This is a genomic window from Rhizobium sp. BK251 (assembly GCF_004345245.1).
Lineage (GTDB): Bacteria > Pseudomonadota > Alphaproteobacteria > Rhizobiales > Rhizobiaceae > Rhizobium.
In genome coordinates, this window is record NZ_SLUQ01000005.1 from 138,589 (window position 1) to 165,132 (window position 26,544).

Below are 26,544 nucleotides of genomic sequence, written 5' to 3' on the forward strand. Positions count from 1 at the left end.
CGGGAGCGGCGATTTGCCACTTTTCAGTTTCGTTCTCCGTCGTATCCTCCAGATGATCCCGACGGTCGTGTTTATCCTGATCGTCACCTTCGTGCTGGTGCGGCTTCTGCCCGGAGATCCTGCCAGCGCCATGCTCGGCGACCGCGCCCTTGATGCGGATGTCGAGCGCATCAATGCAAGCCTCGGGCTCGACCAGCCGATGCCAATCCAGTTTCTCTATTTTGTAAAGCGCGTTGCGACCGGTGATCTCGGCAATTCGATCGTCCTGAAAATTCCGGTCACCACATTGATCCTGCAGCGGCTGCCGGTGACGCTGATGCTGACGGTCATGTCGGCGCTCATCGCGCTCATCCTCGCCGTGCCGCTCGCCTTCATCGCAGCGCTGAAGCGCGAGCAGATTCCTGACACGGCCATCCGCGGCGTCTTCCAGGTCGGGCTTTCCATGCCGGTCTTCTATGTCGGCATCGTTTGCCTCACCCTCTTTGCAGCGCAGCTGAAGTGGTTCCCCGTCGGCGGCTACGGCGATACCTTGCCCGACAAGCTCTACCACCTCTTCCTGCCGGCGCTGACACTAGCCTTCAGTTTCTCGGCAGTCCTGATGCGCAATCTGCGCGCCTCGATCATCGGCGTCATCAATGCCGAATATGTCGATTTCGCCCGTTCAAAGGGTCTCCGCTCGCGCGTGATCCTTTTGCGGCATGTGCTGCGCAACGCGCTCATTTCCACCGTCACGCTCTTCGGCCTGCAGATCGGCACGCTGCTTGGCGGCGCGGTCATCACCGAGACCGTCTTTGCGGTGCCCGGCGCCGGGCGACTGATGATCGACAGCATCTACGGGCGGGATTACCCTGTCCTGCAGGGGCTCACCATCTCGCTCGCCGTCCTGGTTTCCCTGACCTTCCTTGTCACGGATATCGTCCAGGCCTGGCTCGACCCGAGGATCGCACGATGAGCCTCGCTGCAGATCGCCCCGCCCTTTCGAAGGTGAAACTCCGCCGCCCGCCCAACACGCTGCTTTCCGGCGGCGCGATCCTCTGTCTGAGCCTTCTGGTCGCTTTCTTCCCTGGCTACTTCGCGCCCTACGATCCTGCCGCGTTCGACTACAATGCTCTCCTGCAGGCCCCGAGCTGGGCGCATCCTTTCGGCACCGACAGCTTCGGTCGCGATGTCCTCTCGCGCGTCATCCACGCCTATACGATCGACATGCAGATAGCGATCTTCGCGACGACCCCCGCCTTTATCTTCGGAACGATCGTGGGCGCACTCGTCGGCTATGCCGGAGGCGTGGCGGAGTCGCTCTTCGGCCGCGTGGTCGACGCCGTGATCACCTTCCCGTTCCTCATTCTCGTCATCGCGATCGTCTCCGTGCTCGGTCCCGGTCTCGGCAACATGTATATCGCGGTCGGGGTCGTCGGCTGGGTCTTCTATGCACGTCTCGTCGCCTCGGAGGTGAAGGTCCAGAAGCGGCTTGACTACGCCGACGCCGGGCGGGTGATGGGCTATACGCCGATGCGCATCGTCTTCCGCCATCTGCTGCCGAATGCTATCACGCCCGCAATCGTCTACTGGATGACGGACATGGCGCTCGCCATTCTGCTTGGTTCCAGCCTCGGCTATCTCGGCCTCGGCGCACAGCCGCCGGCGGCCGAATGGGGCGTGCAGATCGCCGACGGCAAGAACTTCATGAACACCGCCTGGTGGATATCGGTCTTCCCGGGCATTGCGATCGTTGTCACCGGCCTCGGCTTCAGCCTGGCGGGTGATGGCATCGCGGAACTTCTGAGGGTGCGGCGATGACGGTGATTGCAACCGACAGTGCTGGCCTTGTCGTGCGCGGATTGACCACGACTTTCGAGACATCGAGGGGGGTCGCGATTGCCGCTGCCGATGTCGATTTCGACGTGGCGCCGGGCGAGGTCGTCGGCCTCGTCGGCGAATCCGGCTCGGGCAAGAGCGTTACGCTGCGCTCGATCATGCGGCTGATACGCGAGCCGGGCAAGGTGAGCGGCCGGGTGGAGTGGCAGGGCCGTGACTTGGTCGCCATGCCCGAGGAGGAGCTTCGCCGCATCCGGGGCAGCGAGATCGCCATGATCTTCCAGGAGCCGATGACGGCGCTCAATCCGGTTCTTCCGGTCGGACTGCAGATCGAGGAAAACCTGATGGCCCACACGCGGCTGTCGGCCCGAGAGCGCCGGGCACGGGCGCTCGAGCTGATGAACATCGTCGGCATCCCGGCGGCCGAGCGAAGGCTCGACGAATATCCGCATCAGTTCTCCGGCGGCATGCGCCAGCGTGCCATGATCGCGATCGCGCTTGCCTGTTCACCGAAGCTGCTGCTGGCGGACGAGCCGACCACGGCCCTCGACGTCACGATCCAGGACCAGATCCTGAAACTCCTTCTCGATCTGCGCGACCGGCTCTCCATGAGCGTCGTCCTCGTCACCCATGACCTCGGCGTGGTTGCCGCGACCTGTGACAGGATGGCCGTGATGTATGCCGGGCGCATCGTCGAGACGGGGACCGTCGCGGAGGTCTTCGCCCGTCCGCGCCACCCGTACACGCGTGGCCTGCTCGGCTCGGTCCCGAGATCGAACGTGGCCCGCACGATGCTTTCGTCGATCGAAGGTACGCCGCCGAGCCTCACCAATCTTCCGCAGGGCTGTTCCTTCCATCCACGCTGCAGCTTTGCGGCTGCGCAGTGCCTTGAGGAGCGTCCGCCGCTGGAGACTGTCGCGAGGGGCAGAAAGGTTGCCTGTTTCAGGCAGGAAGTAGTGGCCAAGGCGGAGGCGATCCTATGAGCGCGCCGATCCCGCTCATTTCGGTCGATGGCGTGTACAAGCGCTTTGCCGGCCCCGATTCGCTTCTGCGGCGCATCTCCGGCAAGCCGCCGCTTGCAGTTCACGCCCTGAACGATGTGAGCCTCGAGGTGCATCGGGGCGAAACCCTCGGCATCGTCGGTGAGTCCGGCTGCGGCAAGTCCACCCTGGCGCGATGCCTGGTGCGGCTCTATGAGCCTGACGGCGGTGCCATCCGCTTCGAAGGCAAGGACATTGCGGCGCTCAAGCCCTCCGAGCGGCGCGCCTTCAACCGGCGTGTCCAGATGATCTTCCAGGATCCCTACAGTTCGCTCAACCCGCGCATGACTGTCAGCCAGATCCTCACGGAGGCGCTTGGCGTGCATCGCATGCGGCCGAGGAAGGAGATCCCCCACCGCATCGACGAACTCCTCGATCTCGTCCGCCTGCCGCGGGATGCGGCCCACCGCTACCCGCATGAATTTTCCGGCGGCCAGCGCCAGCGCATCGGCATCGCGCGTGCCCTGGCGGTCGAGCCGGAAGTGATCGTGGCGGACGAGCTGGTCTCGGCCCTCGACGTTTCCGTGCAGGCGCAGGTGGTCAATCTGCTGCTCCAGCTCCAGCAGGAACTGCATCTGACAGTCATCTTCGTTGCGCATGATCTTCGCCTCGTGCGCCACATCTCCCATCGCGTCGCCGTGATGTATCTGGGCCAGGTGGTGGAGATAAGCCCCTCGGAGGCTCTGTTTTCGACGCCACGCCACCCCTATTCGAAAGCGCTCCTCGATGCAGCACCGGAACTCGACCCGGCGCGCCGCAGCCGCACGGTAGCGGCCCGCGGCGAGCTGCCGAGCCCGCTTCATCTGCCGCCCGGCTGTCCCTTCGCCAGCCGCTGCCCGCGCGTCTTCGAGCGTTGTCACGTCGAAAGACCGGCGCTGACGGCGCGCGGACCGAACCGTCGCGCCGCGTGTCATCTGCCCGATTTCGGTGCGCCCTCCGCAATCCAATCCGATGAGGTTATGAAATCATGAGCTTTTCCGCATTCGAAGGCGAGGTGGCGAAGGTCAACGACATTCTCTGCGCCGTGAACCTGCTCACCTGGGACGCGCGCACCATGATGCCGCCCGGCGGCGTCGAGGCGCGCGGCAAGCAGATTGCAACGCTTGCCGGTCTTGCCCGTGACATTGCGACCGGCGATGCCATGCTGGGCGCGATCGAGAAGGCGAAGCGGGAACTTGGTGATGCCGGGGCCGATCCCGAGCGCCGGGCCGCGGTGGAGCAGGCTGCCGCCGCAATCGCCACGCTGTCGCGCATCCCGGCCAGCCTCGTCGCCGAGGCGACGGAACTGAAGACCGCAGCGCAGGCCGTCTGGAGCAAGGCGCGCGCTGCCGATGATTTTGCCGCCTTCGCGCCCACGCTGGAGCGGACCATGGAGATGCAGCGCGAGATCGCCGGCGCAATAGGCTATGCCGACCATCCCTATGACGCGCTGATCGGCACCTATGAGCCGGGCATGACCTGGGCACGCCTTCGCGATCTTTATGGCGAGCTCGGTTCCGTCCTGGCTCCGCTGCTGGCGCAAGCCCAGGCCGCGCGGCCGGTTCGCGAGGAGGTGTTGCAGCGCACCTACCCGGTCGAACAGCAGCGCGCCTTCTCGAGCACCATCTCCGAGCGCTTCGGCTATGATTTTCGTCGCGGCCGGCTGGACGACACCGTTCACCCCTTCGAGATTTCCTTCACGCGCTCGGACGTGCGCATTACGGGCCGCTTCCGGGAGACCTGGCTGCCCGGCGGGCTCTTCGCGGTCTGGCACGAGGCCGGCCACGGCATCTATGAACAGGGAATTGCCGAACGGTTTACACGGTCGGTCTTCGCAACCGATTTCATCAATCTCTATGCCGTAGGCGGGGCGAGCTTCGGCATGCACGAATCCCAGTCGCGTCTCTGGGAAAATCGCGTCGGACGTTCGCGCCAGTTCTGGGAACTGCATTTCGGAGAGCTCAGGGCGGTCTTTCCCGACCAGCTCTCGGATGTGTCCGTCGACGAATTCTGGCGTGCCGTCAACGCCGCGCGTCCGAGCCTGATCCGCGTCGAGGCCGATGAACTCACCTACGACTTTCACATCATGCTCCGCTCGGAGATCGAGGCCGGTCTCATGGCGGGGGATATCCGGGTTGCCGACCTGCCGGAGATCTGGCGCGAAAGGATGCGCCACTATCTGGGCCTCGACGTCCCGAACGATACGGTCGGCGTGCTGCAGGATGTGCACTGGTCGTCGGGCATGGTCGGATCCTTCCCCACCTACACGATCGGCAACATCATGTCCTCGCAGCTCTTTGCAAAGGCCCGGACGGTGCCAGCCGTCGAACGGGGCCTCGATGGCGGCGACTACGCCCCACTGAGGTCGTGGCTCAACGAGAATGTGCATCGATACGGCCGCTCGAAGTCGCCGGGAGAGATTCTGGAAGAGGCCACGGGCGCGCCGCTCTCAGTCGATTCCTACGCCGAAGATCTCGGGCGGAAGGTCGCCGAACTCTCGCGCTGACGCGGGTCGATTGGCGGCCTTGGAGGCAGTATCGGCAGCGGCAATTTCGCCCGGGGCCAAGTTGGCCGGGACGTGCAATTCATGCCGCTTTTCTTCAATCCTCCACGGGCCTTTGCCGGTAGTCTCGAAACATAGCGAACGACTTGAAGCCTCCCACAAGTCTCGCTTTAACTAGCCCCGGCCCTGCCCAGCCGGGACCTGGGATCTGTCCCGCCTACCCGCAGATCCCCGGCTGCTCTCCGTCCCCCCTCCGGAGAGCAGCCCCCCTCTTTCTCCCTACCGGCATGAATTCGTTTCTTTTTTCCGCTTTTTCCTGCTTCGGCTCTTAACTCCGCGCATGCCCCCACCCCGTCACGTTTAACACCGTTTAGCAGCCATTAACTGGTTTATCGGCCTCGTCGGATGCACTCTCATCTCACCGGACAAGCAAAGCCGGAACGCAAGATGTAGATACGAAAGGGTCTGATTATGCTTATGCAGTCGTCCGCCACGTTCTCTCACTCAGCCGGTGCAGAATTGCAGCCCAGCCTTGCGACCTCTGCTTCCGCCGCACTTCTCCTCGGTGTCGAAAGCGCGAACCGCGAACGTGTCTCCGCCATCCTTAGCGATGCGCAGAGGCTGGTGGGTGAAAATCCGGGCCAGGCACTCGAGCTTCTCAATCAGGCTTTCGCCCTGCTGCGCGGCCGCGAACAGGCCGCTCCCGAGCCTACCATTGCGCGTGGTGGCCTTACCCCTTGGCAGTGCCGCAAGGTCGAGGCTCACATCGGTGAGAAGCTCGGTTCAAATATCGGCGTCGAAGAGCTCGCCAAGCTTGTTCGCCTGAGCATGAGCCACTTCTCCCGCGCCTTTAAGATCAGCTTCGAGGTTACACCCTACGCCTACATCATCCGCAAGCGCGTCGAGCTTGCCCAGACCCTGATGCTGGAGACGGAAAAGTCGCTGAGCGAAATCGCGCTCGATTGCGGCCTGTCCGACCAGGCGCACCTCTCCAACCTGTTCCGTCGCAGCGTCGGCACGAGCCCGAATTCATGGCGCCGCCGCAGCCGTCAGGAAAGAAGCTACGTCCGTCCCGTGGCAGAGCGTGCATCGCAGGCGGCGTACGTATAGTTCGCTATACGTCGCCGATGCAGATGTACTTGATTTCCAGGTAGTCATCGGCGCCGTGTCGCGAGCCCTCGCGACCGATGCCGGACTGCTTAATACCGCCGAAGGGCGCTGTCTCTGAGGATATGAGGCCGGTATTCACACCGACCATTCCATATTCAAGAGCTTCTGCAACGCGCCAGACCTTCTTCAGGTCGCCAGCAAAGAAATAAGCTGCAAGTCCGAATTCGGTATCGTTCGCCTGTGCGATGACGTCCTCCACCGTCTCGAAGCGGAAAAGCGGGGCCACGGGCCCGAAAGTCTCCTCCTTCGCCACCTTCATGTTGCGGTCGACTCCGGTCAGAACCGTCGGCGCATAGAATGTGCCGGGTCCCTCGATGCGGTAGCCGCCGGTCACCAGCTTCGCTCCCTTCGATCGCGCGTCCCGCACATGGTCCTCGACCTTGGCCATGCCCTGTTCGTCGATCAGCGGACCGATCGTCACGCCTTCCCTGAAACCTTCGCCGACTGCAAGTTGCTCCACCCGGGCGGCAAGCTTTGCCGCAAAGGCCTCATAGACGCCCGATTGCACGTAGAGCCGGTTGGCGCAGACGCAGGTCTGGCCGGCGTTACGGTATTTGGAGACGATCGCGCCTTCGACGGCTGCATCCAGGTCCGCATCGTCGAAGACGATGAAAGGGGCGTTACCGCCGAGCTCAAGGCCCATCTTCTTGATCTGGTCGGCACATTGCTTCATCAGGATTCGGCCGACCTCTGTCGATCCGGTGAAGCTGATCTTGCGCACCTTTTCATTGCTGCAGAGTTCGCGGCCGATCGCGGGCCCATCCTGGCCGACGATGATGTTGAGCACACCGGCCGGCACGCCCGCCTGTTCGGCGAGCGCTGCGAGTGCAATTGCGGAAAGCGGCGTCTGCTCCGCCGGCTTGGAAACCACGGTGCAGCCAACGGCGAGCGCCGGGGCGATCTTGCGGGCAATCATCGCCGCAGGAAAGTTCCATGGCGTGATCGTGCCGACGACGCCGACCGGCTGCCGGATCACGAACATGCGCTTGTCTGTCTGCGCGGCGGGAATGGTTTCCCCGTAGATGCGCTTGGCCTCCTCGCCATACCATTCGATATAGGACGCGGCATAGAGTATCTCGCCCTTCGCCTCGGCGAGCGGCTTGCCCATCTCCGCCGTCAGGATCGCCGCCAGATCGTCCGCGTTGGCGACCATGAGATCGAACCACTTACGCAGGATCGCGGCACGCTCCTTTGCAGGCCGTGTGGCCCAGGCGGGTTGCGCTGCGTGGGCGGCGTCGATTGCCGCTCTGGTTTCCGTGGCTCCCATGTCGGGGAACACCGCAAGCACTTCCCCCGTTGCGGGATTGATGATGTCGAAGGTCGACGTCGCGTTTCCGACGGTCCAGACGCCGTTGATGTAGCCCCTGTCGCGCAGGAAAGTTGTCGAGGCGACCCGTTTGATGAGGGCATCGGTGAAGGGCATGGCTGTGCTCCCTGAGTGGAAGAGGTGCGGGCAGCCTGCCGGCCGCATCCGCGCCATTTCGTAGAAACTGCCTGACACCCGAAATGATGGTTGCAGGTTTTGCAAAAAACCTACATTTTTTCTGTAGGAATGCAACGGCGTTCTGAAGTCGCAGTCCTTGCCGGCGGGCTGCGCCGACAATGCTGTCTTTGGTCATGTCAACGAAGGGATGGGGAGTTTCCCGATGAGCAAGGCCGAGCCCGTTCGCTACAGGGTGGCGGAGGCCGCGCGATTGGCCGGCGTGTCGGCGTCGACGCTGAGGCTCTGGGAAAGCCAGGGTCTTGTCGTGCCGGCGCGCACCGGCAGCGGCCATCGGCAATACACCGCCGCGGATATCGCCCGATTGAAGCGCATATCCTGGTTCCGCACGGGGCGGGGGCTCAATCCGGCGGCGATCAGGGAGACACTGGAGATCGAGGACGGGGCAGGGCACCAGGCGACATCAGGTGCGGACGGCGTTTCGCAGGACCTCGGGCGGAAGCTGCGGAGCCTTCGCCGTGCAGCGGGAAAGACGCTTGAACAGGTTGCGAGCGCTACGGGCATCACGCCGTCCGCACTTTCAACGCTCGAGCGCACCTCTCAGGGCGTAAGCTTCAAGACGCTGCATGATCTCGCCGAGCACTACGGTACCACCGTCTCGCGGCTCTCCGGCGAGGACGGCGAGGAGGCCCGGGCGCTGGTGCGTGCCGGCCAGTGGCGCACCTGGCCCACATCGGGATCCGGCGTGACAGTGCAACTGCTCGCCGAGGGCGGCAACGTGATGGATTGCCATCGTTTCGTGCTGGCGCCGGGTGCGACCAGCGAGGGCGCCTACCGGCATGACGGCGAGGAATTCATCCACGTTCTTTCGGGGCGGCTCGAACTGGTCCTCGATGCCGATCAGTTCTACGAGCTCGCGGCCGGCGATTCCCTCTATTTCGAAAGCGCTCGATACCATTCCTGGCGCAACCGACATGATGGCGAGACGGTTCTCATCTGGATCAATACCCCTCCAACCTTCTGAAGTGCTGGCAAACTCGGGCGGAAAGCGGTATCCCCCGCCCGCGCTTTAGGCTATAGCCCGAAAGGGTTGGAATTAGCAGCGACAGACGAGGAGCCCGGAGAGTTTCATGGCCGCCAGCATTCGTTATCATGAAGGGGATATCTCAGCAGCCGATGCCGGGCGCTATACCGGTGCCGTTGCGATCGACACGGAAACCCTCGGGCTGGTTCCGCGTCGCGACCGGCTCTGCGTCGTCCAGCTTTCGCCGGGCGACGGCACGGCTGATGTGATCCGTATCGCCGCCGGGCAGAAGGAAGCGCCGAACCTGGTGGCAATGCTTGCCGATCCGGCGCGCCAGAAGATTTTTCACTTCGGCCGTTTTGATATTGCGGTCCTCTTCCATACCTTCGGGGTTACGACCGTGCCGGTCTTCTGCACGAAGATCGCCTCGCGTCTCTGCCGGACCTATACGGATCGCCACGGTCTCAAGGACAATCTGAAGGAGATGCTCGACGTCGATATCTCCAAGGCGCAGCAGTCCTCGGACTGGGCAGCCACGGTCCTTTCGCCGGCGCAGCTCGAATATGCCGCCTCCGACGTGCTCCATCTGCATGCGCTGCGCGACAAGCTGACGGAGCGGCTGGTGCGGGACGGCCGCATGGAACACGCGGAAGCCTGCTTCACGTTCCTTCCCACGCGTGCCAAGCTTGATCTGCTCGGCTGGGAAGAGACGGACATCTTCGCCCACAGCTAGTCGCCGCGCGACAGGGGGTCGGCCTCGCGCAGCATTGCGCGGGCAAGGCCGCGTTACGTTTCGTTAAGAAAATTCTGCTTAAATTTCCTTTAATTTTAAGCATTCGACGACGCGATGCTGCGTCGGCGCGGACAGGAGGGTCTGTCAGCGAATGCAGCGGGCCGCATGCAGGCGGCCGTCATGTGACCTGCTTCCCCCATCTCATCGTCAGAGAAAGGAGCATGCCATGTTGTCTCCGGTTCGGTCGTCGTCCAGCGCGGATATGTCCTTCCAGCCGCAGGCGGCGCTCATCTCCGCAAAGGGCATTGGCCAGGCGCCTGCAGGCGCAGAGATCGCCACGCGCCTCATGTCCCCCGATCTGAGTTCGGCGATCGCCGCACGGCTTAACGCCCTGCTTGTGGCGAGCCGACAGAGAATGATCGACAGCCTTCTGGACGCGATCGAGACGGCCGGCAGGGTCATCGGCCTGCGCCGGGATGATGGGGAAACCGACATTGTCTATGCCGCCCGTGTCGCCGAAGCGGTGCGAAGCCTACCGCCCGCCCGGATGGCGGCCGCCGAAAGATTGATGCGGGCCGAAGGCCAGCCTCTCTCGCTCGGAACCGTTGCGGCGGCGGTGCTGAGCCCGGAGGGACCGGAGGCGGCTCAGGCGATGGCCCATATCGAGACGGCGAATTCCCGGGACCGCGACCTTGCTGCAAGGGCGGTTGTCCGCTCCTATAGACAGAATGAGGGGTCGCCCCTGCGCCCCGCCGAGCCCGTTCGCCAATCGCCTGTCACCCCGAGGCAGGAGCCTGCGTCCGAGACTCACCAACTTGCGCCTGCCGCCGAGGAGGCCTCGCCTTCGTCTGCGCCCCGCGCCGAACGGTCAATCAATGCCGAACCGCAGCGACCGGCATCTCTCGAGAAGACAGATACAGTGCCCCATCTGGTCAGGATCGAACCGGCAGCCTTGCCGGCGTCGAAGACGCTGCCTCGAGAGGCGGCGAGCGCACCGTTTACCCACCGCCCGGCCGAGCAGGCACCCAGCCCGCTGAACGAGAGGCCGGCTGCCGCGGCGGTACCACGTGGATGGGTCGCGATTCTGGGTACAGTGATGGAGGCCGCCTCCGAATTCGTGAAGACAACGCTGCTGGCCGAACATGCCATACCGGTCGAGCCGGACGCACCGGCACCCGCCGCCACGGCGCAAGGGCCCGAAGCCGGTGATGTCGAGCCCGCGGACTCGAAGCCGCAGACCGCGGCCGGCAGTAGTGCCGGTTTGCCTGCCGACCGCCAGAACGCAGCCATCGAGACCGATGATGCGACGGCGCGCGTTTCTGCGCGAAATCCTGCCGAAAACGCGAACCGCCTGCCGCCCCCATCTGAGAACGCGGAGATACGCTCGCGGATGCCCGTCCTTGCAGGCGAGGGCATGCCCTATGCGGGACTTCCCTACCTTCCGGCGAAGGATGCCGGGGGCCTCGACAGGGCGCACGAGGCGGAACGGAACGACCGCAACCCGGCCGAAGGTGACGAACAGCCGCAGCAGCAGGGCTCCGCACCCGGGGAGGGAGACGATCCCGAGCCCGATGCGCCTCATCAGCTTGGCGAGGAAGCCGGCGATCTGCGGCGTGATGGCGCTGCGCTCAACGACGATGTCGATCCAGCCTATGCCTTCTACCAGCGCATGGCCGGCTGGGATTAGGCGCTTTGACATCTCCGAAAACGAAGAACCCGCCGGATCGCTCCGGCGGGCTCTTCAATTCTTAAAGCCGTGAGGCTGGCGATTATTCGCCGCCGCGGTTCTTCAGGGCAGCACCCAGGATGTCGCCGAGCGAGGCACCCGAGTCGGACGAACCGAACTGAGCGACGGCTTCCTTTTCTTCTGCGATTTCGAGCGCCTTGATGGACAGCATGATCTTGCGGTCCTTCTTGGAGAAGTTGGTGACGCGGGCGTCAACAACCTGGCCGACCGAGAAGCGTTCCGGACGCTGCTCGTCGCGGTCGCGCGAGAGGTCTGCACGGCGGATGAAGGAAGTGATGTCCTCGTGGCTGACGAGCCTTACTTCGATGCCGCCATCGTTGACCGCGATGACTTCGCAGGAAACGACCGCATTCTTGCGCAGTTCGCCGGAAGCAGCAGCTTCGCCGACAGCATCCCTGCCGAGCTGCTTGATGCCGAGCGAGATGCGCTCCTTCTCGACGTCGACGTCGAGAACGACGGCCTTGACGACGTCACCCTTGTTGAACTCCTCGATGACCTGTTCGCCCGGACGGTTCCAGTCGAGGTCGGAGAGGTGCACCATGCCGTCCACATCGCCGTCGAGGCCAATGAACAGGCCGAATTCGGTCTTGTTCTTGACTTCGCCTTCGACTTCGGTGCCGGCCGGATGGTTGCGGGCAAATGCCGCCCACGGATTTTCGAGCGTCTGCTTGAGGCCGAGCGAGATGCGGCGCTTGGCCGGATCGACTTCGAGAACGACGACTTCGACTTCCTGGCTGGTCGACAGGATCTTGCCGGGGTGAACGTTCTTCTTGGTCCAGGACATTTCCGAGATGTGGATCAGGCCTTCGATGCCCGGCTCCAGCTCAACGAACGCACCGTAGTCGGTGATGTTCGTGACGGTACCGGAAATCTTCTTGCCTTCCGGATACTTGGCCTGGATGCCATCCCACGGATCGCTCTCGAGCTGCTTCATGCCGAGCGAGATACGGTGGGTTTCCTGGTTGATGCGGATGATCTGCACCTTGACCTGCTGGCCGATGGACAGGATCTCCGACGGATGGTTCACACGGCGCCAAGCCATGTCGGTGACGTGCAGCAGGCCGTCGATGCCGCCGAGGTCCACGAACGCACCGTAATCGGTGATGTTCTTGACGACGCCTTCGACAACCTGGCCTTCTTCGAGGTTCTGAACGATTTCAGAACGCTGCTCGGCACGGGATTCTTCCAGAACCGTACGGCGCGAAACCACGATGTTGCCGCGGCGCTTGTCCATCTTGAGGATTTCGAAGGGCTGCGGGTTGTGCATCAGCGGCGTGACGTCGCGGATCGGACGGATGTCGACCTGGGAACGCGGCAGGAAGGCGATCGCACCGTCGAGATCGACCGTGAAGCCACCCTTGACCTGGTTGAAGATCACGCCTTCGACGCGCTCGCCGGCCTCGAACTTGGCTTCGAGCTTGATCCAGCTTTCTTCGCGGCGAGCCTTCTCGCGCGACAGAACGGCTTCACCGAGTGCATTCTCGATGCGCTCGACATAAACTTCGACTTCGTCGCCGACCTTCAGGGTGCCGTCCTTGGCACGGGCGCCGAATTCCTTGAGCGCGATGCGGCCTTCAACCTTGAGGCCGACGTCGACAACGGCGGTGTCCTTCTCGATGGCGGTGATGACACCCTTGGTGACATAGCCTTCTGCCAGGTCGTGCTTGGCAAAGGACTCTTCGAGAAGCGCCGCAAAATCTTCGCGTGTGGGGGTAGCTACAGACATAAAATCTCCTGCGTGTCCGTATTCGGGGACACGGTTGCGCCGGTTGGCTTGAGTTGAACGGACCTGAACCCAGTCCGCCCTCTTTTCGAGGGCAATCCGGCGCGGGGACGGAATTTCAGGCTTATTTCATGAGCGGATCGCGTCAGAGCACGAAAACACGCTTTTATTTAGGCATTACGCCTCAGGCTTGCTTCGATGATCGATTTTGCCGCCTGAAACGCCGCCTCTATACTCATTTCCGACGTATCTAGCAAGTGCGCATCATCCGCTGGTTTCAAAGGGCTGTCGGCCCGTCCCATGTCGCGTTCGTCACGCCGCTTCACATCGTCGAAGATCGCATCGAAATCGGCAGTGCCGCCCTTGCCGACGATCTCCTCATAGCGGCGTCTAGCCCGGACTTCGGGCGACGCCGTCACGTAAAGCTTTACCGGTGCGGCGGGGCAGACGACGGTGCCGATGTCGCGACCGTCGAGCACGGTTCCCGGCAGCTTTTCGGCAAAGTGCCGCTGTGCCTCGACGAGTGCCCGCCGCACCGCCGGCATGACGGCGATCTTGGAGGCGGCTTCGCCGATGTCGTGCCTGGAGAGGATATTGCGGTCGAGGCTCGAGAGTTCAACCTCGCGCGCAACCTTTTCGGCTACCGGCTCCTCGTCAAGCGGCAAGCCGGCGTCGAGGAGCGCCTTTGCGGTTGCGCGATAGGTCAGGCCGGTGTCGAGATGGTGGAAGCCGTATTCCTCGGCGATCCGTCGCGAAAGCGTCCCCTTGCCGGATGCGGCGGGTCCATCGATGGCTATGATGAAGGTCATGCAGTTCATTCCGCTCCAAGGTCGCCATAGCGGCGTACGAGTTCGACCATCTCGGTCTGGTCCGGCATCTCGCCGAGGCCGGCGGCAACGCCTTGGCGGTCGGCGACCGGCCGGTTCTGGCTGACTTTCCACTTGCCTTCGATTTCGGCGATCTCGATCTCCACGCCGATGATGCCCTTGAGCTGGGAGCGCACATAATCCTCCGGCGCGTCGCCGACAGCCCACGGGCGTTCCCGGACGCCCTCGTGCTCTCCGGTGAGCGAGCCGATCTGGGCAAGCAGCCATTCCGCATCGTCGATGACCCGGGCCGGCCCCTTCGCCTGTACGATGGCATAGTTCCAGGTCGGCACCACCTTGCCGGTCTCCTGTTTCGTCGCATACCAGGAGGGTGTGACATAGGCGTTCGGTCCCTGGAAGACGGCAAGTACGGGCGTGCCGCCGGCAATGTCGCGCCACTGCCCGTTCGCGCGGGCAAGATGAAGCCGCAGCGTGCCCTTGGCCGACGCCGTGGCATCCAGATGAAAGGGAACCGAATTGGCAATCAGGCCCGATGCGCCGGCAGTGATCAGCAGGCCGAGCGGATTCTGCCGGATAAGCGCCTGTTGCGTTCCAAGATCGTCCTCGCGAAAATGCGGCGGCTGATACATCTGTTCTCTCCCTCTCAAGCCTGCTCGATATCGGCCCCGAGGCCTCGCATCAGGTCGATGAATTGCGGAAAGCTTGTCGTGATCATGGCCGTATCGTCAACAGTGACGGGATGTTGCGATGCGAGCCCGAGCACGAGGAAGCTCATGGCGATGCGATGGTCGAGATGCGTCTTCACCTCATCACCCGCCGCGTTGCCGAGGCCCTTGCCGCCCGGACGGCCGGTGACCGAGAGCCAGTCATCGCCTTCCTCGCAGTCGACGCCGTTGAGCTTGAGACCTTCGGCGACCGCGGAAAGACGGTCGGATTCCTTGACCCGCAGCTCGCCGAGCCCCTGCATCCTGGTGACGCCCTCGGAGAAGGCCGCCGCGACGGCGAGAACAGGATATTCGTCGATCATGGCAGGTGCACGCTCCTGCGGAACCGTCACCCCCTTGAGCTCGGAATGGCGCACGCGAAGATCCGCGACATCCTCGCCCCCGGTTTTGCGCTGTCGGCTGATCTCGATATTTGCGCCCATATCCTGCAGCGTGAGGATGAGGCCCGTTCGGGCCGGGTTCATCAGCACGTTCGGAATGATGACGTCGGAGCCGGGAACGATGAGCGCCGCGACCAGCGGAAAGGCGGCGGAGGAGGGATCGGACGGCACCTGGATCGCCTGCCCCACCAGCCTGCCGCGCCCCTGAAGGGCAATTCGGCGGCTGCCGTCGGATTGCTGCTCGATGGCGAGCGCCGCCCCGAAGGCCGTCAACATCCGCTCCGTGTGATCGCGCGTCATGATCGGTTCGATCACCGTCGTGATACCAGGCGCATTGAGCCCGGCAAGCAGGACGGCGGATTTCACCTGCGCGGAGGCGACCGGCACTCGGTAGCTGATCGGGCTTGCAGTGTGCGGCCCATGCAGGCTGAACGGCAGCCTGTCGCCCTCTGCAGCGTGGACCTGCACGCCCATTTCGCGCAGCGGCGCCAGGACACGACCCATCGGCCGCCTGGAAAGGGAGCTGTCGCCGGTAAACGCGGTCTCGAAATCGTAGACCCCGACGAGCCCCATTGTCAGCCGGCAGCCGGTGCCGGAATTGCCGAAATCGAGCGGCGCTTCCGGCGCAAGCAGCGCGCCGTTGCCGGTGCCGTTGACGATCCAGAGGTTGCCGTCCCTGCGGACCCTGGCGCCCATCGCCTCCATGGCCCGTCCGGTCCGCAGCACGTCGTCGCCTTCGAGGAGGCCCTCGATCCGCGTTTCGCTCTCGGAGAGTCCGCCGAGGAGCAACGCCCTGTGCGAAATCGACTTGTCGCCCGGAACGCGCGCCGTGCCGGAAAGGCTGGCGGACATCCGCGACGTGGCGGGTTTCGGCGCACCGGTGCTCGGCATGGCAGGTTCCTTCGCAATGGGGCAGTTTCTCGGCAAATTCATGCGGATCGGGCCGCCGCTGCACGCGGCTGCGCGGATTTTTCGGCTGGTTAGCACAATCCCCATCGGAGATCATCCTTGGCTGTGTCGCAGGCTGGTAAAGTTTAGCTTTGACAGAAGGAGCTGCAACGATTAAGGGGACCGCCTTATGAATCCCTTATAGCGCCGGTTGAGACGGCATTGCCGAACGATCATTCGGCCATTCAAGAGGCTTTGACAGTGGCGAAAGCGGAACTTGGAACAAAACGCACAGACCCGGATAACGGCAAGAAGTTCTACGACCTGAACCGTGATCCGGTCGTATCTCCTTATACCGGAAAGTCCTGGCCCTTGTCCTTCTTTGAGGAAAGCTCGGCTGCGGCGGTTCTTGAAAAGGCCGAGGACGAGGATGTAGCGGAAGTCGATACCGAAAACACGGAAGTCGAACTCGTATCGCTCGAGGATGCTGAAGAAAGCAACTCCGGCGACGATATTCCTGACATCGGCGACGACGAGGTCGAGCTTGACGGCGATGACGACGATACATTCCTGGAAGCCGACGAGGACGATGATGACGACGACATGAGCGACATCATCGGCGTCACCGGCGACGACGACGAAGTCTGATCCACAAATCCATCAGCCCGGTCGACGAAAAGTTTCCCGGGCCGACATTTTTCGGCTTGCTATCTCCAGAAACCGGAAGTAATAAGCCGCCACCCCGACGGGCAATACGCTCCGAAGGGTCCCAGGACCGGGAGATCCGGACCATTTCGATGGGGCTATAGCTCAGCTGGGAGAGCGCTTGCATGGCATGCAAGAGGTCAGCGGTTCGATCCCGCTTAGCTCCACCAAATTCTCCATGGTCAACTTTGATCCTTTAGATCAACGCTTTACAGCGACTACTCATTTTCATTCTGACCAAGCGTCACCCGCGTCGGCACGCAAGTGGTTCAAGCTCCGGAATCAGCCTGCGCTCTCAACTCGAGTCATGGCTTCCAAGACCAGCGTATTCGGGAAGCGGCAAGGGAAATCGATCTTGGCTAACGTGTGAGATAGGGGCGGTTCCCTTCTACAACTTGGGAAAGGCGGCCTTGATACTGGCTGCCTTCACTCTCAAGTCGCCATATAGCTCGGGAACATCGACAGACAGGGCAAACGCGGGGTCCTCGACAGTTTGAAGGACGGGAGCCTCCGGTGTAGAGACCCGACCAAAAACCGCTTCCACATCCACCATAATACGCTTCCATGCTTGAGGCGGAATCTGTACCAGATGCTCCTGAAACGCCTGCTTGTTGTCATCGTCGAGCAACTGGAGACCCCATATCGGAATTTGGTTCTCGTGGCCGATCTGCCTTATCTTGGCTGCGGCCTTGCGCTGACGTTGCGCCGTTGAAAGCTGCTGTCCCCATTGGTCGCTGAGGCTTTCGATGATGGCCTCCATCGCATCGCGCAACGGCACTAGGTCACGACCGCTCCGGTCCCACGCGGCGTCCAGTGCTTCAAGCCGCTCTCGCAGGCGTACTGCGTTGACGGTCAGGCCGACCAGCGCCCAGGAGCAAAGAGGCACAAGCGAGAGAAGTAACAAGACCCATAGAGGTACTGTGTCAACACTGGGGACGGCCGGAAGCCACGATAGGAACGGAACGCGCCCCCGTAGAAAGGCGGTTGCCGCAAAGAGGAAGCTAAGTGCGCCGGGGATGGCCACGAGCCTGCCCCCAACCGCCCGGTAAAGCTCACTAAGATATTTCAAGATAGCGCCCCCTTGGCCGGCTCACGTCAGCCGGCTAAGTCGCAACATGAAGTTGCCTTCAGTGGCGTCAATGTAGTCGTCAAATTCCACTACAGCACCTTCGAATCAACCTCTCTTCGGAGACTCTACTACGGCGCTGGTATTTAGATAATCTCCGCCAACGTCTCGGCTCGATTACACAGGTCGGACACAAGTCTTAGCATTGCGGCTCCGCTCAAGGCCCCTCGATTGCATGTACGTCTAAGTCCCCATCCCAAAGCAGCATATTGACGGCCTCGTGCCGTCCCGGCAATCTGCGCGGGTCTTTCCGTTCAAAAGTTGTCAGATGGCGCCCACGGAATATTCAATCGCAGATTCCGAAAATAGAGGCGTGGCGGTCCGCGGCGGTTCGCGCCTCTACATGGCTGCCTCATGCCTGCTGTGGCCGGGGCTGTTCTGTCTCGGCCTGCTTGGCAGCTATTTTGCCTTCCAGACGCACTGGTCGCTCTTCTGGTTCAATGTCGTCTATCTCTCGGTGGTCATCCTCATCGCCATCTTCGAGCGCATCATGCCCTATGAGCAGACATGGCTGCGGAAGGATGGCGAAACCTTCAACGATATTGCCCATACGCTGTTGAGCAAGGGTGTCGTCCAGATTGCGGCGGCGATCGGAACATCCTTTCCCATGGCGCTGGCGACGGTCGTGCAGCCGTCGTTCACCTCGCCGCTCCACATCTGGCCGGATTTCTGGCCGCTCCTCCTTCAGGTGGTGCTCGGGCTGGCCATCGCGGAACTGGGGCTCTACATCGCCCATCGCCTGGCGCATGAAAACCTCGCCCTCTGGCGGTTCCATGCCCTGCATCACAGCGTCGAGCGCCTGTGGGTGATCAACACCGGCCGCTTCCATCTCGTCGATTCGTTGCTGAAGATCGCCATGAGCCAGACACCGCTCTATCTGCTCGGCGCTCCTCTGCCGGTATTCCTCTGGATTGGCGCGGTGACCGCATTCATCGGGCTTCTGACCCACTGCAATATCGATGTCAGGACCGGTCCGCTCGACTGGGTGCTGAGCACGCCGCGTCTGCACCGCTGGCACCATTCCAGGCGCCTGGAAGAGGGCAACACCAATTATTGCGAAAACCTCGTGCTGTGGGACCAGCTGTTCGGCACCTATCACAATCCGCCACGCCCTTCGCCGGTCGATATCGGCATCAGCGGCAAGATCGCGAAGGGCTTCTTCGCCCAATTCGCCCAGCCCTTTTCTGCGAAAGGCGCCAGGCAGATCCTCGGCCGCGCGCCAAAGAAGGACAAGTGAACTTCAGGCCGCCGTCCGCTTGACTCGCCCCTGCTTCAATGGGAAAGGCGACACCATGGATGCGGCGTTCACCGGCCTGGACCGGCGAAGCCGGGACGCGTCAAACCCAGTGAGCCCACGATGTCTGAAAGTGCCCCCGGTCAGAACCCGCCGTCGTTCGGCGTGATAGCGTGCTCGGATGCCAATATGCTGCCGGCCGCGTGCTGCGCGCTGTTGTCCGTGCATGAGAATCTTGTCGCCGTCGACGCACGTCTCTTTCTCCTGGCAATCGACCTCAGCGAGGCGCAGGTCGCCGAAGTCGAGTCCTTCGGCCGGCTCCATGCGATGACGATCGAGATACTGCCCTACAAGACCGCGGAGTATGACAGGGAATCCTTCGGGCGCTGGTCGCGGGCGACTCTCGCCCGGCTCTATCTCGACCGGCACGTGCCGCGCGATATCCAGCGCCTGCTTTATGTCGATGCGGATACGATTGCCGTTGCACCGCTCGACGAACTCTTCCGCGTCGACATGCAGGGCAAGGCCCTTGCCGCAGTCGACGACTACCTGATGGCCTTTCCCGAAAAGATCGGCCGGCGGCAGCAGAAGATCGGAACTCGCCGGGGCGGGCGCTATTTCAATGCCGGCGTCTTGCTCCTCGACTGGCAGCAATGCCTCGACCGGGATCTCGTCGGAAGGGCGAGGGAGGCTTTCGAGAAGGAGCCGAACCGCTTCGACGCACATGATCAGGACGTCCTCAACATCGCTTTCGAGGACAATTGGCTGGCGCTTCCGCTGCGCTGGAATGCCCAGACCGGCATCCTGCCCTTCGTCGGAAAGCCAGCTATCGTCCATTTTACCGGCAGGAAGAAACCCTGGCAGGATATTCCCCCGTGGCCGCACCGCGCCATGAAGGCCTATTACCAGCGCGCGCTGCAGGGCTCCGCCTGGGAGCGGTTCTCCAGACGGCCGACCGTTCTGGCCTGGACGAAGAGCTTCCTGTCGCATTTTTCGGGCCACGTCACGATGCCGTCCAAGATCGCGAGCGCGCGCCGCCATTTCGGCCGACAGTAGTGGCCTTGGAGGGGCCTCGGCCGCCCGTCGCCGGGCCCGCTCACGGCGTTTGTTCGCCGCCGCCGTCTATGTGATTTGACGGCGGGCGCGGTACCGATATCTTGCGAAGCCGAGAGACTTCAGGCGGCGCATGGGTCGGCGCCGCTTCCGCTGGTTGGCATTCATGACGAGACAGAGACGACGCCGCATTATCAAGACCAGACGCAAGGTCACCGGTCTGGCTCTGGTTGCGGCCATTTCCTTCATCGCGGGCATGACCGATGCCGTGGGCCTGATGCTCGCGGGCGATTTCGTGTCCTTCATGACCGGCAACACGACGCGCGCCGCGCTTGCCTTCGGATCCGGGGATTACCGGCACGGGATCGTGCTGCTCTGCGCGATCGCCACCTTCATCGGCGGCAATGCGCTCGGCATCGTGCTTGCGCATGTCTCCCGCCGCCGCATCTTCGTGGTCCTCGGCTGCGTCAGCCTGCTGCTTTTCGTCGCCTCGATGCTGCATGGGCCGGCACTGCTGCTGCCGCAGTTCTACATGATCGTGCTGGCCATGGGCATGGTGAATGCCGCAGTGGAACATATCGAGGGCCTGCCGATCGGCCTCACCTATGTCACGGGCGCCCTCTCGCGCTTTGGGCGCGGTATCGGGCGCTGGATCATCGGCGATCGCCGCGTCGACTGGGCGATCCAGATCGTGCCCTGGACGGGTATGCTGACGGGTGCGATCATCGGCGCGATCCTGACGCACCTCGTGGGCGCGCTCGCATTGTGGGTGGTTGCGCTTGTCACGCTCGGCGTGGCCGCCGCGACGATCCTCATTCCCCGGCCGCTCGAGCGCCGCTTTGCCCATGGCGCTCCGCCTCGGAAGGTCGTCCTGCAACAGGCAAAATGACCTCGCGCAGGCATTACTCCTGCCAATTGTCGCTGCGAATCTGATAGGCAGAGCCGGTCGGTCGGGATGATTGCTGAGGTCCGTCTTTGTTCTTGATATCAAAATTGGTCTGGATATTCGGCCAGCCGCTCTCGCTTGCCTTCCTTTTCGTGCTCCTCGCATTCCTCGCGGGGCTCTTCCGCTATCGGGCGACAGGCGTCGTTTTTGCGGGCATCTCGTCGGTGATCCTGTTCCTGACGCTCTACACGACGATCGGCTCCTACCTCCTCCAGGGCCTCGAGGAGCGCATTGCGCGGCCTGCCGGCGATCCCGCCGACGTGCGTTGCATGATCGTCTTGGGCGGCGCCTTCGAGACAGAAGTGACCACCGCGCGCGGCGGCATCGAATTCAACGGCGCCGCCGACCGCTTCGTCGAGGCTTTGCGGCTTGCGGAGAAGTTCCCGCAGTCGCGGATCCTCGTGTCCGGCGGCGACGGTTCGATCACGGGCAGCTACGAGGGGGATGCGGCCGCCTCGGCACGCTTCTTTGCAGCCTTCGGCATCGCGCCGGATCGGCTGGTCAAGGAAACGCAGTCGCGCACGACCTTCGAAAATGCGGTCAATACCGAGGATCTGCTGGCGAGCCAGGGTCTGTCGAACTGCCTGCTCGTCACCTCGGCCTTTCACATGCCGCGCTCGATCGGCCTGTTCCGCAAGCTCGGCATCGAGGTGACGCCCTGGCCGACCGATTATCGCACGAGCGGCATCGTCCGGCTCGGTCTCGATTTCACGCAGCCGCAGCTGAACACCCAGCTGATGGCGACGGCCGTGCGCGAATGGATGGGGCTGGTCGGATACTATTTCGCCGGCCGCACGTCGGCGCTCTATCCGCAATAGGCGGTTGGCGGCTTATTTCCTGGAGATCGTGACGAATTTCGTGCCGCGCACGCGTACAGTCATCTGGCAGGGCTCGCTGTCGGTCCGGTCGCAGAAGCGCGGGTGCATCTTCAGGACCAGCACCATGTTGCCGAAGCGCTGGATGAAGTCGTAGCCGTAGATCTGGGCCGTCGCCACCATGAAGTAGCCGCCTTCCTTGACCTGCAGGTAGAAATTGTAGGGGCAACCGTCATCGTTGCACTGCGGGCCTTTCTCGCCGTCGCAGGTCAGGACGCCTTCGTTCACGACCGCGTCGATGATGCCATCATTGTTGATGTCCTGGCGGATCACGTAGCCGCTGCCGAATTCCGCCGTCGTGCATTGCTCCTGGAAATGCTTCTTCTCGTAGATCTCGGGATCGCTGATCAGCGATTGCTGTGCCGGCGAAACGCCAGGCAAGGCGAGGAGGAGGAAGGCGTTCAGGATGACGGTCAGGAGCGGTTTCACGGGAAATGTCCTCAGGTGGCGCGCGGCCGCGTGGTCGGTGCGGCTTTACTGGCCGTGCATATAAGGCGATGGCGCTTGCGCCGCCCTTGCGGTCATGATTCATTTCCGGCGAAATCGCCCTTCTCCCGCGCCGACCTCCGGAGTTCCCGCATGTCCCTGCTTGCCTATCTCGATTATGCCGGCGTCGCCCTCTTCGCGGCGACCGGCGCGCTCGCGGCATCGCGCAAGCAGCTCGACCTGATCGGATTTCTGTTCTTCGCGGCAGTGACCGGCACGGGCGGCGGCACGCTGCGCGACATCGTTCTCGGGCGGGTTCCCGTCTTCTGGGTGCTGAACCCGCTCTATATCGTCATCTGCTGCGTCGTCGGCGTCGTGGCCTTCTTCACCGCCCATCTCGTGGAGTCGCGCTATCGCCTGCTGCTATGGCTGGATGCGGTCGGGCTTGCCGCCTATTCCGTCATGGGCGCGGCCAAGGGCCTGGCGGCCACCGGCTCCCCGACGATCGCGATCGTGACCGGCACGCTGACGGCGACTTTCGGCGGCGTGCTGCGCGATCTCCTGGCAAACGAGCCTTCCGTGCTCCTGCGGCCGGAAATCTACATCACTGCCGCGCTGATCGGCGCGGGCGTCTTCACCGGCGCAAATGCGCTCGGCATGCCGCTCTTCCTGGCGTCGGGCCTCGGTATCATCGCGGCTTTTGCCGTGCGCGGTGGCGCGCTATGGTTCGGATGGACTTTTCCGACCTACAAGCACATGCCGGGACGCCACCCGGATGATGTCATGAAATAAAGGGAGTGGAGTTCAGCGGCGCTTCTGGCGCAGGCGGATGACGACGTCGACATGGGCAATTTCCATGCCCTCCGGCGGTTCCGGCAGGTTGTCGATGGTCAGGTTGCTGACCGGAATGTCGAGCACATGATTGTGCCCCTCCACGAAGAAGTGGTGGTGGTCGGAGACATTGGTGTCGAAATAGGTCTTGGCGCTCTCTACCGCGAGCACACGGATCAACCCCGCTTCCGTGAACTGGTGCAGCGTGTTGTAGACGGTTGCGAGCGAGACGGGAACGCCGGCGATGACCGCTTCCTCGTGCAGTTCCTCGACGGTGAGATGGCGATCGCCCTTGGCAAAAAGCAGGTCGCCGAGTGCCACGCGCTGCCTTGTCGGCCGAAGGCCTGCTTTGCGCAGCCTTGCTTCTATACCGATCCTGGCTTCAGCCGTCATGCAGACGAACTCCTGGTTTCGCGTCGCGACAGAGATATCCTTCCTTAGCCATATAACTTTTGCTTTGATGTGTTTCAATAGCGCCGATAAGCGCAAGGATCGTCCAAAAGCCTGAATTTCGGGCTTTTGCCGCATTTGCCACTGGAAGAGGCCTTGGCCTTCCTGTATGCGACCACCACATAGCGGCGTGCAGTCTTGACTGACTATCGGTGGCGGCCATGAAGTAAGCCATGCTTATGCTTCATTTTCTGCCGATCTTCGACTAAACGTTCACATCCATCGGCATTGTACGGGGGAAACAGAGTTTAAATGACGACGAGACAATCCAGCTTCAACTATGAGGAAATCCTGACCTGCGGCCGGGGTGAAATGTTCGGTCCGGGCAATGCGCAACTGCCGTTGCCTCCCATGCTGATGTTCAACCGCATCACGCAGATTTCCGAAGATGGTGGACCTAACGGCAAGGGTTTCGTCCGGGCTGAATTCGACATCACGCCCGATCTCTGGTTCTTCCCCTGCCACTTCATGGGAGACCCGGTCATGCCGGGCTGCCTCGGCCTCGATGCCATGTGGCAGCTCACGGGCTTCTTCCTTGGCTGGCTGGGTGAACCCGGCAAGGGCCGCGCGATCTCGACCGGGGAGGTCAAGTTCACCGGCATGGTGACCCCGAAGACCAAGCTTGTGGAATATGGGATCGACTTCAAGCGCGTCATGCGCGGCCGGCTCGTGCTCGGCATTGCCGACGGTTGGATGAAGGCCGACGGCGAGGAGATCTACAAAGCCACCGATCTGCGCGTCGGCCTGTTCCAGCAAAAGGCCGAGTGATCGCCGCCGGCCTGGGCAGGCCGGTGTGCTGACAAAGATAACAAGGAAAAGGTCCAACATATGAGACGGGTAGTTGTCACGGGTCTGGGTATTGTCTCTTCGATCGGCAGCGATGCCAATGAAGTCACCGCCTCCCTACGCGATGCCAGGTCTGGCATCTCCTTCTCTCCGGATTTCGCCGAGCATGGTTTCAAATGCCAGGTATGGGGCAAGCCGCGGCTCGATGCGGCAAGCCTTGCAGACATGGTCGATCGCCGGGCGATGCGCTTCCTTTCGCAGGGCGGTGCGTGGAACCACGTCGCGATGAAGCAGGCAATCGCCGATTCCGGTCTGGAAGAAGGCGACATCACCAACGAGCGGACCGGCATCATCATGGGATCCGGCGGTCCCTCGACGCGCACGATCGTGGAAGCTGCGGAGATCACCGAGAAGAACCACAGCCCTAAGCGCATTGGCCCGTTTGCCGTGCCGAAGGCCATGTCGTCGACGGCGTCGGCCACGCTCGCGACCTGGTTCAAGATCCACGGCGTCAACTACTCGATTTCCTCTGCCTGCTCGACTTCGGCGCACTGCATCGGCAATGCCGCGGAAATGATCCAGTGGGGCAAGCAGGACGTGATGTTTGCCGGCGGCCACGAGGATCTCGACTGGTCGATGTCGAACCTCTTCGATGCCATGGGCGCCATGTCCTCCAAGTTCAACGCGACGCCGGACCGGGCTTCGCGTGCCTATGATGTCGATCGTGACGGCTTCGTGATTGCCGGCGGCGCCGGCGTTCTTGTTCTCGAGGAACTGGAGCATGCCAAGGCGCGCGGCGCCAAGATCTATGCCGAGATCATCGGTTATGGCGCGACTTCGGACGGCTACGACATGGTTGCTCCGTCGGGCGAGGGTGCGGTACGTTGCATGCGCCAGGCGCTTGCGACCGTGAAAGGGGAGGTCGACTACGTCAACACCCACGGAACGTCGACTCCGGTCGGCGACAGCAAGGAGATCGGCGCGATCCGCGAAGTCTTCGGCGAGAAGATGCCCCATGTCCAGTCGACCAAGTCGCTGACCGGGCATTCGCTCGGCGCGGCCGGCGTGCAGGAATCGATCTACGCGCTCCTGATGATGCAGGAACGCTTCATCGGCGAAAGCGCGCATATCGACACGCTCGATCCGGAATTCGAAGGCGTCCCGATCGTCCGCAGCCGCATCGACAATGCCAAGATCGACATTGCCCTCTCCAACTCATTCGGCTTCGGCGGCACCAACGCCACGCTCGTATTCCAGCGCTTCAACGGATAATAATATGACGGCAATCATGCAGGGTAAACGCGGCCTCATCATGGGCGTCGCAAACAACCATTCGATAGCCTGGGGAATTTCGAAGGCGCTCGCTGCCCAGGGCGCGGAACTTGCATTCACATATCAGGGCGATGCTCTCGGCAAGCGCGTGAAGCCGCTCGCCGCCGAGGTCGGCTCCGATTTCGTCCTGCCTTGCGATGTCGAGGATGTCGCTTCCGTCGATGCGACGATCGACGCAATCAAGGAGCGCTGGGGCAAGCTCGATTTCGTTGTCCATGCCATCGGTTTTTCTGACAAGAACGAGCTGAAAGGCCTCTACGCCGATACCACGCGTGAGAATTTCAGCCGGACGATGGTGATCTCCTGTTTCTCCTTCACGGAAATAGCCAAGCGCTGTGCGCCGCTGATGGAAGACGGCGGTGCGATGCTGACGTTGACCTATAACGGCTCCACGCGCGTCATTCCGAACTACAATGTCATGGGCGTCGCCAAGGCGGCGCTGGAGGCTTCCGTGCGCTATCTGGCCGCCGACTATGGTCCGCGCGGCATTCGCGTCAACGCGATTTCCGCAGGCCCGATCCGCACGCTGGCCGGCGCCGGGATTTCCGATGCTCGCGCGATCCTGTCCTGGAACCAGCTCAATTCGCCGTTGCGCAAGACGGTAACGATCGATCAGGTCGGCAATTCCGCGCTCTACCTGCTCTCCGATCTTTCCGAAGGCGTCACCGGCGAAATCCACTTCGTCGACGCCGGCTACAACATCACCTCCATGCCGACGCTGGAAGCCCTGCGTAAGGCCGATGTCGAGTAAATGGTAGCGTGGGACCAGCCGGCGCAGGCGCCGG

General features: G+C 62.6%; 26 protein-coding genes and 1 tRNA gene. 19 read left to right on the forward strand and 8 right to left on the reverse strand.

The genetic code is table 11. From position 1 onward, the window contains the following. Nucleotides 1-13: 13 nt before the first annotated feature. The 6 genes from EV286_RS13455 (at nt 14) to EV286_RS13480 (ending at nt 6,447) form a co-directional block, all read left to right on the forward strand. On the forward strand, nt 14-952 hold the full coding sequence (locus EV286_RS13455) for an ABC transporter permease (RefSeq protein WP_132957651.1): 939 nt from the start codon (nt 14-16) through the stop codon (nt 950-952). Beyond that, complete coding sequence (locus EV286_RS13460) at nt 949-1,797, forward strand: ABC transporter permease (protein WP_132957652.1); 849 nt, start codon at nt 949-951, stop codon at nt 1,795-1,797. Before EV286_RS13455 ends, EV286_RS13460 begins: the two co-directional genes overlap by 4 nt. Further along, nucleotides 1,794-2,798: an ABC transporter ATP-binding protein gene (locus EV286_RS13465; protein WP_132957653.1), complete on the forward strand. Its 1,005-nt coding sequence runs from the start codon at nt 1,794-1,796 to the stop codon at nt 2,796-2,798. Before EV286_RS13460 ends, EV286_RS13465 begins: the two co-directional genes overlap by 4 nt. After that, entirely contained in the window at nt 2,795-3,826 is a 1,032-nt protein-coding gene (locus EV286_RS13470) for an oligopeptide/dipeptide ABC transporter ATP-binding protein (RefSeq protein ID WP_132957654.1), read from the forward strand. Before EV286_RS13465 ends, EV286_RS13470 begins: the two co-directional genes overlap by 4 nt. Continuing rightward, nucleotides 3,823-5,340, forward strand: coding sequence for a carboxypeptidase M32 (locus EV286_RS13475; protein WP_132957655.1), 1,518 nt, complete (start codon nt 3,823-3,825; stop codon nt 5,338-5,340). The genes EV286_RS13470 and EV286_RS13475 overlap by 4 nt, the downstream gene beginning before the upstream one ends. Before the next feature lie 516 nt (nt 5,341-5,856). Then, on the forward strand, nt 5,857-6,447 hold the full coding sequence (locus EV286_RS13480; RefSeq protein ID WP_165932843.1) for an AraC family transcriptional regulator: 591 nt from the start codon (nt 5,857-5,859) through the stop codon (nt 6,445-6,447). Nucleotides 6,448-6,451: 4 nt separating this feature from the next. Here the strand turns inward: EV286_RS13480 and EV286_RS13485 are convergent, their stop codons facing one another. Next, nucleotides 6,452-7,930, reverse strand: a complete 1,479-nt coding sequence (locus tag EV286_RS13485) for an NAD-dependent succinate-semialdehyde dehydrogenase (protein ID WP_132957657.1) — start codon at nt 7,928-7,930, stop codon at nt 6,452-6,454. Nucleotides 7,931-8,153: 223 nt separating this feature from the next. Here EV286_RS13485 and EV286_RS13490 point away from each other — a divergent pair, with 223 nt between their 5' ends. The 3 genes from EV286_RS13490 (at nt 8,154) to EV286_RS13500 (ending at nt 11,392) form a co-directional block, all read left to right on the forward strand. After that, a complete protein-coding gene (locus EV286_RS13490) occupies nt 8,154-8,972 on the forward strand; it encodes a MerR family transcriptional regulator (protein WP_132957658.1) in 819 nt (272 codons plus the stop codon). A 106-nt stretch (nt 8,973-9,078) separates the two neighbouring features. Further along, nucleotides 9,079-9,705 carry a ribonuclease D gene (locus tag EV286_RS13495; protein WP_132957659.1) on the forward strand — a complete coding sequence of 209 codons (627 nt, stop codon included), beginning with the start codon at nt 9,079-9,081 and terminating at the stop codon, nt 9,703-9,705. 226 nt (nt 9,706-9,931) lie between these two features. Then, nucleotides 9,932-11,392 carry a hypothetical protein gene (locus EV286_RS13500; protein WP_132957660.1) on the forward strand — a complete coding sequence of 487 codons (1,461 nt, stop codon included), beginning with the start codon at nt 9,932-9,934 and terminating at the stop codon, nt 11,390-11,392. 82 nt (nt 11,393-11,474) lie between these two features. On the opposite strand, the gene rpsA is transcribed toward EV286_RS13500, so the two are convergent. The 4 genes from rpsA to aroA all read right to left on the reverse strand — a co-directional run bounded on the left by rpsA (nt 11,475) and on the right by aroA (nt 15,998). Next, on the reverse strand, nt 11,475-13,178 hold the full coding sequence (gene rpsA / locus EV286_RS13505; protein WP_132957661.1) for a 30S ribosomal protein S1: 1,704 nt from the start codon (nt 13,176-13,178) through the stop codon (nt 11,475-11,477). Between the two features lie 167 nt (nt 13,179-13,345). Continuing rightward, the gene (cmk, locus tag EV286_RS13510; protein ID WP_132957662.1) at nt 13,346-13,993 is read right to left on the reverse strand and encodes a (d)CMP kinase; all 648 of its coding nucleotides are present in this window, start codon (nt 13,991-13,993) and stop codon (nt 13,346-13,348) included. Continuing rightward, the gene (locus EV286_RS13515) at nt 13,990-14,631 is read right to left on the reverse strand and encodes an FMN-binding negative transcriptional regulator (protein ID WP_132957663.1); all 642 of its coding nucleotides are present in this window, start codon (nt 14,629-14,631) and stop codon (nt 13,990-13,992) included. Before EV286_RS13515 ends, cmk begins: the two co-directional genes overlap by 4 nt. Before the next feature lie 14 nt (nt 14,632-14,645). Beyond that, nucleotides 14,646-15,998 carry a 3-phosphoshikimate 1-carboxyvinyltransferase gene (gene aroA, locus EV286_RS13520; protein ID WP_132957664.1) on the reverse strand — a complete coding sequence of 451 codons (1,353 nt, stop codon included), beginning with the start codon at nt 15,996-15,998 and terminating at the stop codon, nt 14,646-14,648. A gap of 258 nt (nt 15,999-16,256) precedes the next feature. Between aroA and EV286_RS13525 the strand changes: the two genes are divergently transcribed. After that, nucleotides 16,257-16,643, forward strand: a complete 387-nt coding sequence (locus tag EV286_RS13525; RefSeq protein ID WP_132957665.1) for a TIGR02300 family protein — start codon at nt 16,257-16,259, stop codon at nt 16,641-16,643. A gap of 151 nt (nt 16,644-16,794) precedes the next feature. Then, nucleotides 16,795-16,870: transfer RNA gene (locus EV286_RS13530), tRNA-Ala, on the forward strand. Between the two features lie 218 nt (nt 16,871-17,088). Here the strand turns inward: EV286_RS13530 and EV286_RS13535 are convergent. Further along, complete coding sequence (locus EV286_RS13535) at nt 17,089-17,769, reverse strand: hypothetical protein (RefSeq protein ID WP_132957666.1); 681 nt, start codon at nt 17,767-17,769, stop codon at nt 17,089-17,091. A 400-nt stretch (nt 17,770-18,169) separates the two neighbouring features. Between EV286_RS13535 and EV286_RS13540 the strand changes: the two genes are divergently transcribed. The 4 genes from EV286_RS13540 to EV286_RS13555 all read left to right on the forward strand — a co-directional run bounded on the left by EV286_RS13540 (nt 18,170) and on the right by EV286_RS13555 (nt 21,877). Beyond that, nucleotides 18,170-19,063 carry a sterol desaturase family protein gene (locus EV286_RS13540; protein WP_245500716.1) on the forward strand — a complete coding sequence of 298 codons (894 nt, stop codon included), beginning with the start codon at nt 18,170-18,172 and terminating at the stop codon, nt 19,061-19,063. A gap of 120 nt (nt 19,064-19,183) precedes the next feature. Next, nucleotides 19,184-20,116: a glycosyltransferase family 8 protein gene (locus EV286_RS13545; protein WP_132957668.1), complete on the forward strand. Its 933-nt coding sequence runs from the start codon at nt 19,184-19,186 to the stop codon at nt 20,114-20,116. 163 nt (nt 20,117-20,279) lie between these two features. Further along, complete coding sequence (locus EV286_RS13550) at nt 20,280-21,002, forward strand: YoaK family protein (RefSeq protein WP_132957669.1); 723 nt, start codon at nt 20,280-20,282, stop codon at nt 21,000-21,002. Between the two features lie 86 nt (nt 21,003-21,088). After that, nucleotides 21,089-21,877, forward strand: coding sequence for a YdcF family protein (locus tag EV286_RS13555; RefSeq protein WP_132957670.1), 789 nt, complete (start codon nt 21,089-21,091; stop codon nt 21,875-21,877). Between the two features lie 12 nt (nt 21,878-21,889). Here EV286_RS13555 and EV286_RS13560 read toward each other — a convergent pair whose 3' ends face one another. Beyond that, nucleotides 21,890-22,363, reverse strand: coding sequence for a hypothetical protein (locus tag EV286_RS13560; RefSeq protein WP_132957671.1), 474 nt, complete (start codon nt 22,361-22,363; stop codon nt 21,890-21,892). 150 nt (nt 22,364-22,513) lie between these two features. Here EV286_RS13560 and EV286_RS13565 point away from each other — a divergent pair, with 150 nt between their 5' ends. After that, entirely contained in the window at nt 22,514-23,152 is a 639-nt protein-coding gene (locus tag EV286_RS13565) for a trimeric intracellular cation channel family protein (protein ID WP_132957672.1), read from the forward strand. Nucleotides 23,153-23,164: 12 nt separating this feature from the next. Here EV286_RS13565 and irrA read toward each other — a convergent pair whose 3' ends face one another. Further along, the gene (irrA, locus tag EV286_RS13570) at nt 23,165-23,584 is read right to left on the reverse strand and encodes an iron response transcriptional regulator IrrA (RefSeq protein WP_132957673.1); all 420 of its coding nucleotides are present in this window, start codon (nt 23,582-23,584) and stop codon (nt 23,165-23,167) included. A gap of 309 nt (nt 23,585-23,893) precedes the next feature. On the opposite strand from irrA, the gene fabA reads away from it, so the two are divergent. Genes fabA through fabI form a run of 3 tightly spaced genes read left to right on the forward strand, consistent with a single transcriptional unit; the run spans nt 23,894 to nt 26,510 of the window. Next, entirely contained in the window at nt 23,894-24,409 is a 516-nt protein-coding gene (gene fabA, locus EV286_RS13575; protein WP_132957674.1) for a 3-hydroxyacyl-[acyl-carrier-protein] dehydratase FabA, read from the forward strand. A gap of 60 nt (nt 24,410-24,469) precedes the next feature. Continuing rightward, nucleotides 24,470-25,699 carry a beta-ketoacyl-ACP synthase I gene (gene fabB, locus EV286_RS13580; protein ID WP_132957675.1) on the forward strand — a complete coding sequence of 410 codons (1,230 nt, stop codon included), beginning with the start codon at nt 24,470-24,472 and terminating at the stop codon, nt 25,697-25,699. A 4-nt stretch (nt 25,700-25,703) separates the two neighbouring features. After that, nucleotides 25,704-26,510, forward strand: coding sequence for an enoyl-ACP reductase FabI (fabI, locus tag EV286_RS13585; protein ID WP_132957676.1), 807 nt, complete (start codon nt 25,704-25,706; stop codon nt 26,508-26,510). Nucleotides 26,511-26,544: the final 34 nt, after the last annotated feature.